Genomic DNA, 14795 nt, shown 5'->3' with positions numbered 1-14795 from the left:
ACTGCCTCGACGGTTACCCCGCTGACTCACCGACCACACCGACCCGGCGACGGGCACGACGACGGCGAATGGCGTGCCCCGCCATATAGCTGAGCGCCGCCCGGACCGAGATCCGGGCGGCGCCTATCCGTGGAGCAGGACTCCGCTCACTGGTGGAGCAGAAGTCCGCTCACTCGCCACATGGATCTGGTCAGCGGCGGACTCCCAGGGTGTCGGAGCCGTCGCCGTCCCAGTCACCGACGAACACCTCGTCCCCGGCCCGGCCGTAGCGGACCTCGGTGTCAGCCACCGTGGACGTCAGCGAGTTCGACACCAGGTACAGGTTGCCCCGCCGCACCGCGAAGGTGTCGGCCGCGTCGCCGTCCCAGTCACCGACCAGGACGTCGTCCGACGCCCGGCCGTAGTCGAGCTCGCTGTCCGCCCAGCCCGTGTTGAGGCTGTTGGACACGTAGTACGTGTTGCCACGTCGCACGGTGAACGTGTCGACGCCGTCGCCGTCGTAGTCACCCACCAGCACGGTGTCGTCGGCGCGGCCGTAGTCCAGCACCGCATCCGCATTGCCACCGGTCAGGGAGTTGGTGAGGAAGTAACTGTTCCCGCGACGCACCGCGAACGAATCCGCACCGTCACCGTCCCAGTCACCCACCAGCACCGCATCATCAGCACGCCCGTAGGTCAGCTCGACCTCCGCCGCCCCGCCATACAGCGAGTTGCTCAGGTAGTACGCGTTCCCCCGGCGTACGGCCAGCGTGTCGCTGCCGTCGCCGTCCCAGTCACCGACGAGGACCTCGTCCCCCGGGCGGCCGAAGCTGAACTCGTGATCCGCCCAGATCCCCCAGCCGTCGTTCAGGTAGAACCCACGACCGGCCGACGGCGGCACCGGCTCACCAGGCTCACCGGGGTCCTCGTCGTCACCGGTGAGCGTGAAGTAGTCCAGCCCGACGAAGTAGCCGGACGCCTCCGCGTTCTGCCCCGTCACGCGCGCCGTCAGCTCGTGGCTGCCGGCGGTGAGCTCCACCGTGCCGAGCACGACCGGGTCGGTCGTCCCGACGCCCTCGGCGCCGTAGCCGTCGACGGGCTCGCCGACGACCTCACCGTCGACGAGGATCTCGACGATCCCGTAGTCACCGGCCTGGGTGAAGACACCGGCGAGGTCGTAGGTCCCGTCCTCGGGGATATCGACTCCGAGGGTGACGGCGTGGCCGACCTCGGTGGCCCTGAACCACAGCTGTGCCCCGGCGGACCAGTCGGCCCCGCAGCACGTGCCCTGCCGGACGGCGTCGGCGTCGCTGGCCAGGACCTCGAGGTTCTCGGCCTCGAGATGGATGCTCGTGCCGCTCGTGGCGGAGACCTCCGGCGAGAGCTCACCGGGGTTCCCCCCGACGTCGACGGCGCGGACCCGGTAGTACCACTGCTCGCCCAGGCCGAGGTCGTCGTGCCTCAGGCCGAGGTTCGCGGTGGTGGTGATCAGCGTGTCCTCACCGGGTTCGAATCCGGCCTCGGTGGAGGCGTGGATCTCGTAGTGGGCGACACCGACGTCGTCGGTGGCCGCTCCCCAGCTCAGCTCGACCGCGTTGGACTCCTGGCCCTCGGCGACGAGGTCGACCGGGGCGGAGGGTGGGGTCGTGTCCGCGACCGGGTCGACGATCGACTCGACCCGGTAGCTCGCCGCGGACCACGGCGCGGAGCCGTCGACCGGGGTGAGGACGACCTCGGCGATGCCGTCCGTGCCCTGGCTGAGTGCGGCGGGCACCACGAAGGAGTCCTCCAACCACCGATGCGTCTCGTTGGCCAGCGGCTGCTGCCAGATGCCGACGACCTCGCCGTCGACCGCGACCTCGACCGCCTGGTAGCCGTGGGCCTGGTCGGACGTGCGGCGCAGCCACACGCCGTCGTTGTCCTCGGCGACGGCAACCGTGAAGGACACGGCCTCCTCGCTCGCGCGCAGGTCCTCGGTCACGGGGCTGGGTCCGTGCCGGCCCTCGAAGGTCGAGGTGAGGCTCTCCACCTCGCCGCCGCCGGTGTAGGCGTGGGCGTCCTCGCTCTCGGCGTTCCCGACGTCGATCCGGTCGGTGACCCGCAGGCTGCTCACGCCCTCGTGCCCGTACCAGAACGCGGTGGAGCCGTAGAGGCCGGGCTCGTTCGCCGTCGGGCCGGGCTCGATACCGAACTCGATCCCCGAGCCGAAGCTGACGGCCTCGGCGAGCATGAGCCGGTAGGCGGCGTCGCACTGGTTCGGGCAGTCGAGGATGCCGGTCTGCATGGCGGGCGCCCCGTTGAGCGGTGCGGAGAACTCGTTGCGGTTGAAGTACCAGCCGCCGTGGTAGAAGTCCTCCGAGCCGGTGCCGTGGATCTGCGGCGAGCGCGATCCGTCGACGAACACCCGCTCGTCGCCCTCGAGGTAGTTGCGGATGTTCCCTTCCTCGATGTGCCCGACCATCGTGTGGTTGACGCCGACGAACCGGCCGACGCCCTGGGTGTCGAGGAACGTCCAGTCCTGCCCGTTGACGGTCTCTCCGATCCGACTCTCGGCCTGGAAGTAGCCGATGGACGGGGACGGACCGGTGAGCTGCTCGGCGACGGCGGGGTCCGCGTGCGAGGTGACCGAGCCGTTGCCCGCCTCGATCGGCTGGCTCGAGCCGTTGACGAGGTCGATGGTGACGGACTCGGCGTACGGCATCGGCCACCAGGAATAGTACGAGCCGTCGTCCTCGGTCTCCATCGAGTACATGAGCGCGCGCACCTCGGCCTCGCCGAGGCCCGAGCCGAAGAACTCGCCCAGCGGGGCGTCGACGGTCTGTACGCCGTCGAAGCTCATCTGCACGCGCACGTCACGGAGCAGCTCGTTGGACGCGAGGATCTCCTCCTCGTTGTCGATCTCCCGCGGGTAGGAGTATCGGTGCGAGCCCTCCCACTGCTGGTCGGTGATCTCGTACCCGTGGGCCTCCTCGCTCGCGAGCGCCTCGTCCCCCGGGCCGACGTCGAGCTCGTCGGTCCGCACGAGCTCGCCGTCGACGACGGAGTCGACCCAGTAGCGGAACTCGTTGAAGTCGATCCCGGCCGAGACGAACGTGTTCTCCACGGTGATCTCGCTCTGCCCGGCGGTGAGCTCGGCGGGCAGCTCGACCGTCTGGTCGGTCCACCGTCCCGTGTCCCCGCGGACGGGCTCCCACTCGCCGGCCGGCTCGCCGTCGACGGTGATCGTCGCGTGCTGGTTCGCCGAGAGCGGGTCCCAGCGTCTGGTGAGCTGCACGCCCTCGTTGTCCGGGTCGATCGCCACGGTGAAGCTGCTGGTCCCGGTGTGGGCGCGGCCGTCGTCCTCGACCGGGTCGCCGTCGGGCGGTACCCCGACGATCTGCGGGAGCTGCAGCCGGAGCTCGTCGATCACGCCCGGGCCGCTCTGCTCGGCGAGCCGGACGGACTCGCCCGGGGCGATCGCGACGTCGGTCTCGACCGTGGTCGCGTCGGGGTGGGCGGGCTTGGGGTCCGCGGTGCCCCAGGCCTGCGCAGCCTCGACGAGGTCGCTCGCCGGGTCGGTCGGGTCGAACGTGGTCACGCCCTCGGCGTCGGGGAAGGACCGGTGCGTGACGTAGTAGAAGAACGGGTTGTTCGTCGTCGTCACCCGCATCGACTCCCGGTAGGGCATCGGGACCTTGATGTAGACACCGCCGGAGCTCTGGTCGGCGTTGGCCACGAGCGGGTAGGTGAACGGGTCGCCGTGCTCGCCGTCGACGAGCTCCTGCAGCGGTGCGTCGACGACCGTCTCGCCGTCGAGCTCGATGACGATGTTGCCGGCCCCGGAGACGTTGCCGCCGTCCCAGGTGAACCAGATCGAGCCGATCTCACCGGGCCCGGTGTCCTCCGCGAGCACGCAGCCCGACTCGTCCTCGCGAAGGCACGAGTAGGTGCCCTCGAAACCGTCGTCGTTGCCGCCGGTGCGGTCGAAGCTCGAGAACTGGCGGGTCTCGACGCCGGTCGTCAGGGTCGGGAGCAGGTCGAGCCTGTCGTAGGTGCCCCGGCCCACGGGACCGGTCGACGACGACGTGTCGTCCTGGTCGGGCGCCGGCTCCTGGACCGCGGGCTGCAGGACGAGCGGCGGTGCGGCGTTCTCGGTAGGTACGGCGTGCTCGGCAGGTGCGGCGGAGGCGGCCGCGACCGGCGCGAGCAGGCCGATCGTGCCGACGGCGGCGACCACCGCCCGGACGGCGCGTCGTCTCCCCCGTGCTCTGATGCGTGACTGGTCGGACATGTCTGATCCCCCTCGATCGGAGCTGTGACTGGTCGTGCGATCTGGTGTGCGTCGATCTCGTGTGCGTCGGTGCGGTGGCTCCTCGTCGAGCCTGGCGGGGCGGCGATGCCCTGCCGGATGCCGAAGGACCGCGCGGTCCGTCCGGGACGTGCGGGAGGCCGATCGGGTCCGTGCCGTACGGCGCGGGACCGGGCCGGGCGTGGCGTGTCATCCTCGCCCGACCACGCCGGGAGGGGTCCCCGCGCCCCCCTCCCGGTCGGCGTTCCTCGGCTCCCTACTCCCCGCCGAGCTCGGTGTACACGTCTGCTGCGTTGTCCTGCGTGACGAGCTGGGTCTCGAGGATCTGCTCGACGTCGACCTCCTCGCAGCCGATGAGGATCTGCTCGGCGGTCTCGACGGCCTCGACGCCACCGGTCGGGTAGACGAACGTCGCCGAGAGGCGCCCCTCCTCGACGGCGCGGATACCGCCGGACGGGATGGGCAGACCGTCGATACCGATGAACTCGAGCTCCCCCTCGCGGCCCGCGGACTGCGCGGCGAGGTAGGCGCCCTCGGCCATCGGGTCGTTGTGGGCGTAGAAGACGTCGATCTCCGCGTTGGCCTGGAGGATGCCCTCGGCCTGGCTCTGGCCCAGCTCGCGCAGCCAGTCGCCGGTTCCCTCGGCGATGATCTCGATGCCGTCGGTGCCGGCGATGCCCTCGCGGAAGCCCTCGGCCCGCTCCTGCGCGGGCGTCGACCCGGGCAGACCGGCCAGCTCGGCGACGTTCCCGCCGTCGGTCAGCAGCTCGGTAGCGACGTACTCGCCGGCGGCCCGGCCGATCTCGAAGTTGTCGGCCCCGATGTACTGGGTGAAGGCCTCGCCCTCGACCCTGCGGTCGAGCACGATCACCGGGATGCCCTCGTTGTAGGCGCGCTCGACCACGTCGGTCAGCGGCGCGGCCTCGTTGGGGCTGATCATCAGCAGGTCGATGCCCTGGGTGAGGAAGTTCTCGACGTCGGAGACCTGCTGCGCGTTGTCCTGTGCGGCGTCGGCGAAGACGACCTCGAACTGGTCGATCTCCTCGGCGGCCGCCCGGATGTCGTCGTCCATCTGCTGCCGGTAGGGCTCGGCGACGTTCGCCTGGCTCATGCCGATGAGGTACTCGCCGTCGGCCCCGGCGCACTCCGCGCCGGTGTCACCGCCGCCGTCCCCGGAACCGGCCTCGTCGTCCCCGACGCCGGGCGCGTCGGACTCGGTCCCGCACGCGGCGAGGGTCAGCATGAGGGCCGCGCTGCCCGCGAGGGCGGCCGTCCAGCGGCGACGAGCGAAGAAGTGTCGGGTGGTCATGTCCTGCCTCCTGTTATGAGCGCGCGCGGAAGGTCTGGACGCCCGCCGCGACGATGATGATGAATCCGGTGATGAGCAGCTGGATGTTGGAGTCGATGTTGTTGAGGGCGAGGACGTTCTTGAGGATGCCGATGAGCAGGGCGCCCGCGATCGTCCCGGCCACCGTGCCCACACCGCCCATGAGGCTCGTGCCGCCGATGACGACCGCCGCGATGGCGTCGAGCTCGTAGCTGATCCCGGCGTTGGGGCTGCCCTGGTTGAGCTGCCCGGCCTGGATGATGCCCGCCAGGGCCGCGAGCAGACCGGCGATGGCGAACACCGCGACCTTGACGCGCCGCACCGGGACGCCCGACAGGCGGGCGGCGCGCTCGTTGCCACCGATCGCGTAGACGTGCCGGCCGAAGACCGTGTTCCGGGCGACAAGGATGGCGACGACCGCCACCGCGAGGAAGATCAGGGCGGGGATCGGCACGGTGCCGTTGAACGTGCGGGAGTTGAGCAGGGCGAAGGAGTCCGGGGCCGTGCCGGGTCCGTCGCCGTAGGCGATCGGGATGCCCTGCCCGCCGGACCAGATCCGCGCCAGGCCGCGGGCGATCTGCAGGCCCGCCAGGGTGACGATGAACGCCTGGATGCCGAACCTCGCGGTGATCAGACCCTGCGCGGCCCCGAACGCCGCGCCGATCGCGAGGATGATGAGGACCGCGGCGATCACGCCCATCTGGTTGACCATGAGCAGGCTCGCCACGCCGGTCGCCGCCAGCCCGAGGACCGATCCGACGGACAGGTCGATGCCTCCGATGAGGATCACGAAGGTCATCCCGATGGCGATGATGCCGATCTCCGACGTCGCGCGGACGATGTTGAGCAGGTTCTCGCTGTTCAGGAAGACGATCTCCCCACCCCGCCTGGGCGAGAAGACGATCGCGGCGACGAACACGAGCAGCAGCGCCACATAGCTCTGGAGCGCGAAGAACCGCTCCGGGATCTGGAAGCGCCGCCGCTTGGGCACGGGACTCGCCGTCGTCGCCCCCGCAGCCGTGCCCTCCGCGGTCGTCGTCCCGTTCATTGGGTCTCCCCCGTCTCGTCCCGGTCGTTCGTGGTGGCGCGCTCGCCGGCGCCCTTCGGGCCTGCGCGTTCGGCACCGCCGGCGCCGCTCTGCTCCGCCCCACCCGCGCCCACGCGCGCGGGCTCGCGGTGCTCCATGCCTGCTGCCGCGAGCAGCGACTCCTCGGTGGCGGCCCTGGCGGCCACGACCTCGACGACCCTGCCTTCGCGGAGCACGGCGATGCGGTCGCAGGCGCCGATGAGCTCCGGCAGCTCCGAGGAGGCCATGACGACCGATACGTCGTCGGCCGAGAGCTCGGCGAGGAGGCGGTAGATCTCGGACTTGGCCCCGACGTCGACCCCGCGCGTGGGCTCGTCGAGCAGCAGGACGCGCGGCTCGCGCAGCATGTTCCGGCCGAAGACGACCTTCTGCTGGTTGCCGCCGGACAGGGTGCGCACGATCGTGTCCTGGGAGCCGGTCTTGATGCGCAGCGCCTCGATCGCGCGCGTGACCGCGCGCCGCTCCTTCGACCTCGACCGCCAGCCGAGGGTGGCGAGTCGTTCGAGGACGCTGATGGCGATGTTGGCGCCGACGGTGGCGTGCATGTTGAGGCCGGCGGCCCGCCGGTCCTCCGGGACGAACCCGATCCCGTGGGCCATGGCGTCGCGCGGGGAACGGATGCGGACCGGCTCGCCGTCCAGCTCGACGTCCCCGCGCAGCCGGCCGCCGCCCAGGCCGAACACGGCCTCGAGGAGCTCGCTGCGCCCGGCGCCGAGCAGACCGGCCAGGCCGAGGACCTCCCCGCGCCGCACCTCGAGGTCGATCCCGTTCGGCTCGCTGCGGGAGATGTCCACCCCGCCGTCGAGCCGGAGGCCGCGCAGGCGCAGCCGGACGTCCGCCTCCGGCTCGGCCCGGTCGGGATAGACCTGGTCGAGCGGCTTGCCGATCATCATGCGGATGACCTCGGCCGGCCTCGTGGTGACGACGTCGAAGGTCCCGGCGTTCTCGCCGTCACGCATGACGGTGCCGCGGTCGGCGATCTGGGCGATCTCGTCCATCCGGTGCGAGATGAAGACGACCGCGACCCCGCGCCGCCGCAGGCCGGGGATGATCTCGAACAGCCGGGTCACCTCGGTCTCCGACAGCGCGGAGGTGGGCTCGTCCATCACGAGGATCCGGGCGTCCAGTCGCAGCGCCTTGGCGATCGCCACCATCTGCTGCTCCCCGACGCGCATGGTGCCCACGTGACGGGACGGCGAGATGCGGATACCGACCTCCGCGAGGAGCTCCTTGGTCTCGCGCTCCATCCCGCGCCGGTCGAGCAGGCCGAGGCGGCGCTTCTCCGCGCCGAGGAAGAGGTTGTCGGTCACGCTCGCGCCGGGGACGAGGTCGAGCTCCTGGTGGATCATCGCGACGCCGGCCGCCTGGGCGTCCGACGGTGACGCGAACCGCCGCTCCTCCCCGCCGACCTCGATCCGGCCGGCGTCCGGCGGGAGCACGCCGGCGAGGATGTTCATCAGGGTCGACTTGCCCGCGCCGTTCTCGCCCAGGAGGGCCATGACCTCACCGGCCCGGACCTCGAGATCCACGCCCTTGAGGGCACGGATCCCGCCGAAGCGCTTGGCGATCCCGGACATCTGCAGCACAGGTGTGTCGGGGACCGACCGGTCGGACGACTGCACGCTACCCCCGTTGGCAACTTGGCAAGTAATCGATTTCTCGCTGGAACGTTACGCGCTGCCGACCGGCGACGCAAGACCTTCACCCCTCCGTGTCGGGGCCTCGGACGGAGCTGCGGTCACGGGCCCGGCGGAGCCCCGGTCAGGGGTCGGTCCCGAGGACGTGCGTCCCCGGCTCGCCGGCCGTGCCCCGGATCCGGTCGACCAGCAGGCGTGCCGCGCGCACCCCCATCTCGCGAGGGTTCAGCGGCAGCCGGGCCACGTCCGCCACGTCGGAGGTGGCGAACGGCAGGTCGCCGACGATGCCCACCTCGATCCGCGGACCGCCCCAGGCGGCCAGCGCCTGCAGCACGCCGACCCCCACGAGGTTGTTCGTCGCGAGGACCGCGTCCGGCTGGGTGGGGCCGGCGAGCATCTCGGTCATCGCCGCCCGCCCGCCGTCGACACGGAAGTTCGCGTGGACGAGCCGGTCCGCGCCGATCCCGGCGTCGCCCAGGGCGTCGCGCCACCCGGCCGCGCGCTCGACGGCCGTGCTGGTGGTCCGCGGACCGGTGATGCAGGCGACGTCGGTGTGCCCCCGGGCCAGCAGGAGCTCGGTCGCCCTCCGACCCAGGCCCACGTTGTCGAACAGCACCTGGTCGACCTGGTCCCGCACCTCACGGTCGATGACCACGACGGCGCGGGACCGGCCCAGGAGCCGCGTGAGATCGGGCGCGTCGCCCGCCGGGGCGAGGATGACGCCCGCCATGTTCTCCGACTCCGCGACAGAGAGGTAGCTCTGCTCCTTCTCGACGTCGTCGTCGGTGTTGCACAGCACGAGCGACAGACCCGCGGCCTGTGCGACGTCCTCCACCCCGCGCGCGACGGAGGTGAAGAAGGGGTTCTCGACGTCAGGGATGACGAGGGCGACGACGTCGCTGTACTGGCGCCGCAGGGAGCGTGCCGCCCGGTTGGCGCTGTAGCCGAGCTCGTCGACGGCCCGCCGGACGGCCTCCTCGAGGTCGGCACGCACCTTGGTCCCGTTGAGCACACGGGAGACGGTCGCGGTCGACACGCCGGCCCGCGCGGCGACGTCGACGATCCGCGTCACGACCCCGCCCCTGCCACGAGGTCCGCGGTCTCGGCCGCGCGTGGTGCGGCCGGCGCGCCGCCCGGGCGGGTCACGGACAGCGCGGCCGCGGCGTTGGCGAACCGCAGCGCGGTGTCGAGGTCGTCGCCCAGGGCGAGGCGGGCGCTCAGGTTGCCGCAGAAGGCGTCGCCGGCGCCGATCGTGTCGACCACGTCCACCCGGTGCGCCGCGATGCGCCGGGGAGCGCTCTCGTCGTCGACGACCAGCACGCCGGCGCGCCCGCACGTCACGACGACGACGCACCCCGCGCTGCGCCGGAGCGCGACCGCCGCCTCGGCCGGGTCCGGCTCGCCGGGGACCAGCTGGCTCAGCTCGACCTCGTTGGGGACGAGGACGTCGACGAGACCGAGCACGTCCGGCGGCAGATCGGCGAAGGGCGCGGGGTTGAGGACGACCGTGGTGCCGGCGTCGCGCGCGATCTGCGCCGCGAGGCGGACGGCGGGCAGCGGGATCTCGAGCTGGAGGAGCAGGACCTCGGCGACCTCGATCGCCGGACGGGCGGCCTCGACGTCGGAGATCGTCACGGCCTCGTTGGCGCGCGGCACGATGATGATGGAGTTCTGCCCACCCTCGACGACGACCGGCAGGCCCACTCCGGTGCCCTGCTCGCGGTCGCCGGTCACGTGCGCGTCGCCGATCCCCTCCGCGCGCAGGAACTCGCGGAACTCCGTGGCGAAGTGGTCCTCGCCGACACGGCCGACGACGGCCGTGCTCGCGCCGGACCGCGCGGCGGCCACCGCCTGGTTGAACCCCTTGCCGCCGACGAAGGTGGCGAAGCCGGTCCCGACGAGCGTCTCCCCCTCGGCCGGGCGCCGCGGCGCGGTCGCCACCATGTCGTACATGAACGAGGCGACGACGCAGACCTGGGCCGGCGTGGTCACGACGCCTCGGCCCAGGAGGGTGGCTGCTCGATGTCCGGGTACCGCGGGGCCGTGGCACGGCGCGGCGTCTCGGGGTGCGTCATCGTCACGTCCGTCGGTCGCTGGGAAATCGATTACTCGGATACGGTAGGGCGCCCGCGCGCACCCGGTCAAGATACCGACGAGTGAGCGTGGCGCTGCCCGGGCCTGACCAGTGTGCGCGGTTCTGCCCATGGATGAGCTGGCCGCGGTGTCGCACCGTCGCCCAGACAATCGGGTAACCGTCGAGGCAGTCCCCCGGGTGCACTGCCTCGACGGTTACCCCGCTGACTCACCGACGACACCGCGCCGGGCCTCCGCCATCCCCGACGAGTGAGCGGAGTTCGGTCCAACCAGGTCGTGCCTAGTCCGGCGTGAGCGCGGTGCGGCCCCACGAGTGAGGGCCGTTCTGCCCCACGAGTGAGGGCCGTTCTGCCCCACGAGTGAGCGCGGTTCGTTCCTACCGAACCGCGCTCACCCGTCAGCGGTGGACGCTCCCGAGGGAGCCTTCGTGCTCGAGGAGCGCCGTCTTGGTCTCGCCGCCGAAGTAGTAGCCGCCGACCCGGCGGTCGGACGTGAGGATCCGGTGGCACGGCACGACGACCGGGACGAGGTTCCGCGCACACGCGCTGCCCGCGGCGCGGTACGCCGTCGCGCTGCCGGCCGTCTCGGCGATCTCGGCGTACGTAGCCACGCCGTGCACCTCGCGCATCGCCGCCCACGCGCGCTGGGTGAACGGTCCGCCCGGCTGGGACACCTCGAGGGCGTCGAGCGCGTCGATCTCACCGGAGGCGTACCGGGCGAAGGTCTCGACGACCCGGTCGGTCGCGGGCGTGCGTGGCGCCGGCTCACCCGTGCCCCCGACGACCTCGTCCGGCCCCAGGCCGAGCCTGCCGAGGATGTCGTCGGCACCCCAGAACGAGGTGCCCCGCAGGACGCCGGTGCCCGGCTCGACGACGACGGTGAGGTCTCCGGCCGGGCTCGGCACGGTGAGGACGTGCAGCTGTTCACTCATGGTCTCTCCATCTCGTCGGTCCACAGGTGCGTGGTGGCGTAGGCGCGCCACGGCCGCCAGCTCTTGGCCCGCGCCGTGACGGCAGACGGGTCGGGCGTCGTGCCGAGCAGGCGCCCGAGCGCGCGGCGAAGCACGAGGTCGCCGGGCGGGAGCGCGTCGGTGTCGCCGAGGCCGCGCAGCTCGAGGAGGTCGACGGTCCACGGCCCGATGCCGGAGACGTCCAGCAGAGCGGCGCGCACGTCCTCGCCATCCGCTCCCGGTCCGAGGTCGAGCCCACCCGCGACCAGCTCGGCTGCGCGGTGCACGGTGCGGGCACGGGCTGCGGGGATGCGCACGGCCTCTCGGATCGCTTCCGGGCCGGCCGCAGCGAGTGCCTCCGGCGTCGGAAACAGGAGAGCCTGGGACACATCGGTCGAAGCCGGCCCGGCCGGACGTGCATCAGCCGGGGACGCAACGGCCCCGGACGCAGCGGCCGGAGACGGTCCGGCCGCTCCGGCGTCGTCGGGGGCCATGGGAGAGCCGCCCGTCGCCTCTCCGAGGACGCTCGCGCCCGTCAACACCGAGCCGCGCCATGGCGCGGCCTCGCCCAGCGCCCCGACGAGTCGTCCGGCAAAGGTGCGGGTTGCCGCGAGGGAGACCTGTTGGCCAAGGATCGCCACGATCAGCGTGCGGAACGCGTCGACGCTGCCCTGCACGCGCAGCCCCGGACGGGCGGCCACCAGCGGCGCGAGCAGCGGGTCCGACCCCAGGTGGTCGGCGACGGCGACCGGCTCGGCATCGAGGTCCAGCCACCGGCGTACACGAGCGACGACGGCCGGCAGGTCCGCGAGGTCCGTCAGGTCGGCGCGCATCGCCACGTGCGCACGGTCGCCGTCCCACGGCTTCGGACCACCGCCGGAGAGGTCCGACAGCTCCACGCTGACACGCGCCGGCCCGCCCGCCGCGTGCAACGTCGCTGACGCGTGCAACGTCTCGGCAGCGTGCAGCCTCGCGGTCGCCCCGACATCGGTCGCTGACGCGTGCAACGTCCCGCCCGCGTGCAGCGTCGCGGTCGCCTCGACGTCTGTCACGGTCTCCACGCCGTCGACGGCGTGCTGGGCGATCGACGCGGCCAGGCGCGGCCCGTCGAACGGCGGCCGGACCCGCAGGCGGAGCGTGAGCGTGGCCGCGCCGTCGGCGACCCGTTCGCCCGAACCGTCCGCACCCCAGGACGCACCCCGGGGCACGCCCCGCCCACGCGCCCCGGGCGATCGTGGCGCCCGGGCCCGGACCTGGGTCGGCGAGGCGCCGAGCTCGGCGCGGACCACGTCGTTGAACTGACGCACGGAGGCGAAGCCGGCCGCGAACGCGACGTCGGTGACGGGCAGGTCGGTCTGCTCGAGCAGCGTGCGGGCCGTCTGTGCGCGCCGCGTCCGCGCGAGGGCGAGAGCCCCCGCACCGAGCTCGGCCGTCAGCATCCGGTGCAGGCGCCGCTCCTGGAGACCCAGACGCGCCGCCAGGCCCGGCACACCCACCTCGTCGACGACGCCGCCGGCGATCATCGCCAGTGCGCGTTCGACGAGCTCCGGCGACTCCCCCGGCGCGCGGCGCCCGGGCAGGGTGTCGGGCCGGCAGCGGCGGCACGCGCGGAACCCGGCGGTCGCGGCCGACGCCGCCGTGCGGAAGAAGCGGCAGTTCTCCCGCCGTGGCATCCGCGCCGGGCAGGAGGGGCGGCAGTACACGCCCGTCGAGGTCACGCCCAGGTAGACGCGGCCGTCCCAGCGCGGGTCGCGCGCCGAGCACGCCGCGTAGGCGGCGGCGTCGTCGATCGCGGTGCTCACGCGGTCAAGCATGCACGACGACGACGCTCACCACCGGCGGTTTTCGGACAGTGCGGTGGTTGCCCGTCGGCCTGCTCAGTGCGTGTTGTCGTAGAGGCGCACGAGCGAGCCGAGGAGCCCGTGCCAGGCGCGCTCGAGCTCGGCCGGGTCGCCCAGGTGCGTCGTGTGCCGGACGGTGACGGCGGTCGCGAAGCCGTCGGGCTCGAGCGTGATCGTCACATGGTCGAACTCCGGGTCGGCCGGCGGCGCCTCGCCCTCGCGCAGCCAGGTGAGGACCTGACGCGCGGGCGGGTCGCTCTCGAGCAACCACCCGCTGACGGCGAGGTCCAGCGAACGCGACGCGATCCGGTACCGGCCGTCCACGCGTTCGGGCAGCTCGAAGGTGACGTCCCCGGCCTCGGCCCACCACCACGGACGCATCCCGACGTCGACCGTGAACGCGCGCCAGACCTCCGGCCGGGGGGCGTCGACGGTGACGGTGACCTCGATGTCGTGCGACATGTCGACCTCGCTTCTGTGCGGGAGGAGTCCTCACACCGTAGCGGTCGACCGGTCGGCACGCCCGGGTTCCGGGCAGCACCGCCGGGTACCCGGCAGTACCACCGGGGTCCGGCCGGCGCTCGGGCCCGACGTCGTACGCCGGGCTCAGGACTCCGCGTCGACGCGCTGCCCGGGCAGCGCGTCGACCTGGGCGCGCAGGGCCCGCAGCTCGGCGAGCACCTCGGCGAGCTGCGCCCGTTCCTCGTCGTCGCCCGGGTGCCGAGCCACGTCGTCACCCCGGTGCCGTTCTTCGTCGTCGCCCGGGTGCCGCGCCACGTCGTCGGCCACCTCGTCCGCGTCCTCCACCTGTCCGCGCCCGTGCCCGATCGACTGCATCGTGTCGACGATGACGGCGATGAACAGGTTGAGCATGGTGAACGCCGAGACGAGGATGAAGACGACGAAGAAGATCCACGCCCAGGGCTGCGTCTCCATGATCGGCCGCACGACCGCCCCGGCCCAGCTGTCGAGGGTCATGATCTGGAACAGCGTGAGCAGCGAGTCGCCGAGCTCGCCGAAGTACTCGGGGTGCCCGGTCCCGAACAGCGAGGTCGCCATCACGGCCGAGACGTAGAAGATGATCGCCAGCAGCAGGGCGATCGAGCCGATGCCGGGCAGCGAGTGCATGAGCGCCTCGACGATGAACCGCAGCCGCGGCAGCACCGAGACCAGTCGGAGGACCCGCAGCACGCGCAGCGAGCGGAGCACCGCCAGCGGTCCCGACCCGGGCACGAGCGCGATCCCGACGACGAGCAGGTCGAAGACGTTCCAACCGTCCTCGAAGAAGCGGCCGCCGAAGGCCACGAGCTTCGCCGCGATCTCGACCGTGAACACGAGCAGGCACAGCGAGTCGACTGCGAGGACCAGGCCGCCCGCGCGGTCCATGACGGTCGCGGACGTCTCGAGGCCGAGCGTGACCGCGTTGACGATGATGAGCACGACGACGATCCGCTGGACACCGGGCGACGTCACGAGCTCGCCGAGGCGGACGCGCCACCCGGCACGGTCGTGCTGCTCCAGGCGCTCGGGGACGTGCGTCGTCGTGGACATTGCTGGGCTCCGCTGGATGACGGGACGAGGCACCGGACAGTG

The 14795-nt window shown here is 72.4% G+C and carries 10 protein-coding genes; all 10 read right to left on the bottom strand.

The window, feature by feature from the left end; all coding sequences use genetic code 11:
* Window positions 1-190 precede the first annotated feature (190 nt).
* Window positions 191-4249, bottom strand: coding sequence for a DUF2961 domain-containing protein (locus ACPYO4_RS01975; protein ID WP_425707523.1), 4059 nt, complete (start codon window positions 4247-4249; stop codon window positions 191-193).
* Window positions 4250-4523: 274 nt separating this feature from the next.
* Complete coding sequence (locus tag ACPYO4_RS01970) at window positions 4524-5576, bottom strand: substrate-binding domain-containing protein (protein ID WP_425707522.1); 1053 nt, start codon at window positions 5574-5576, stop codon at window positions 4524-4526.
* Between the two features lie 13 nt (window positions 5577-5589).
* The gene (locus ACPYO4_RS01965) at window positions 5590-6642 is read right to left on the bottom strand and encodes an ABC transporter permease (RefSeq protein WP_425707521.1); all 1053 of its coding nucleotides are present in this window, start codon (window positions 6640-6642) and stop codon (window positions 5590-5592) included.
* Window positions 6639-8303: a sugar ABC transporter ATP-binding protein gene (locus ACPYO4_RS01960; protein ID WP_425707520.1), complete on the bottom strand. Its 1665-nt coding sequence runs from the start codon at window positions 8301-8303 to the stop codon at window positions 6639-6641. The genes ACPYO4_RS01965 and ACPYO4_RS01960 overlap by 4 nt, the downstream gene beginning before the upstream one ends.
* Window positions 8304-8442: 139 nt before the next feature.
* Window positions 8443-9390 carry a LacI family DNA-binding transcriptional regulator gene (locus ACPYO4_RS01955; protein WP_425707519.1) on the bottom strand — a complete coding sequence of 316 codons (948 nt, stop codon included), beginning with the start codon at window positions 9388-9390 and terminating at the stop codon, window positions 8443-8445.
* Window positions 9387-10310 (bottom strand): ribokinase, encoded by a 924-nt coding sequence (locus ACPYO4_RS01950; protein WP_425707518.1) that lies wholly within the window; start codon window positions 10308-10310, stop codon window positions 9387-9389. Before ACPYO4_RS01950 ends, ACPYO4_RS01955 begins: the two co-directional genes overlap by 4 nt.
* 499 nt (window positions 10311-10809) lie before the next feature.
* Window positions 10810-11343, bottom strand: a complete 534-nt coding sequence (locus ACPYO4_RS01945; protein WP_425707517.1) for a methylated-DNA--[protein]-cysteine S-methyltransferase — start codon at window positions 11341-11343, stop codon at window positions 10810-10812.
* The gene (locus ACPYO4_RS01940) at window positions 11340-13163 is read right to left on the bottom strand and encodes a DNA-3-methyladenine glycosylase 2 family protein (protein WP_425707516.1); all 1824 of its coding nucleotides are present in this window, start codon (window positions 13161-13163) and stop codon (window positions 11340-11342) included. The genes ACPYO4_RS01945 and ACPYO4_RS01940 overlap by 4 nt, the downstream gene beginning before the upstream one ends.
* A 75-nt stretch (window positions 13164-13238) precedes the next feature.
* A complete protein-coding gene (locus tag ACPYO4_RS01935; protein ID WP_425707515.1) occupies window positions 13239-13664 on the bottom strand; it encodes an SRPBCC family protein in 426 nt (141 codons plus the stop codon).
* 144 nt (window positions 13665-13808) lie between these two features.
* Window positions 13809-14753, bottom strand: coding sequence for an ion transporter (locus ACPYO4_RS01930; RefSeq protein WP_425707514.1), 945 nt, complete (start codon window positions 14751-14753; stop codon window positions 13809-13811).
* Window positions 14754-14795: the final 42 nt, after the last annotated feature.

Origin of the sequence: Georgenia sp. Z1491, assembly GCF_049856175.1 — a bacterium.
In the GTDB taxonomy this organism is placed as follows: Bacteria; Actinomycetota; Actinomycetes; order Actinomycetales; family Actinomycetaceae; genus JB111.
Note: the sequence above shows the minus strand (reverse complement) of the source record. Positions and strands in the feature narration are given on the sequence as shown.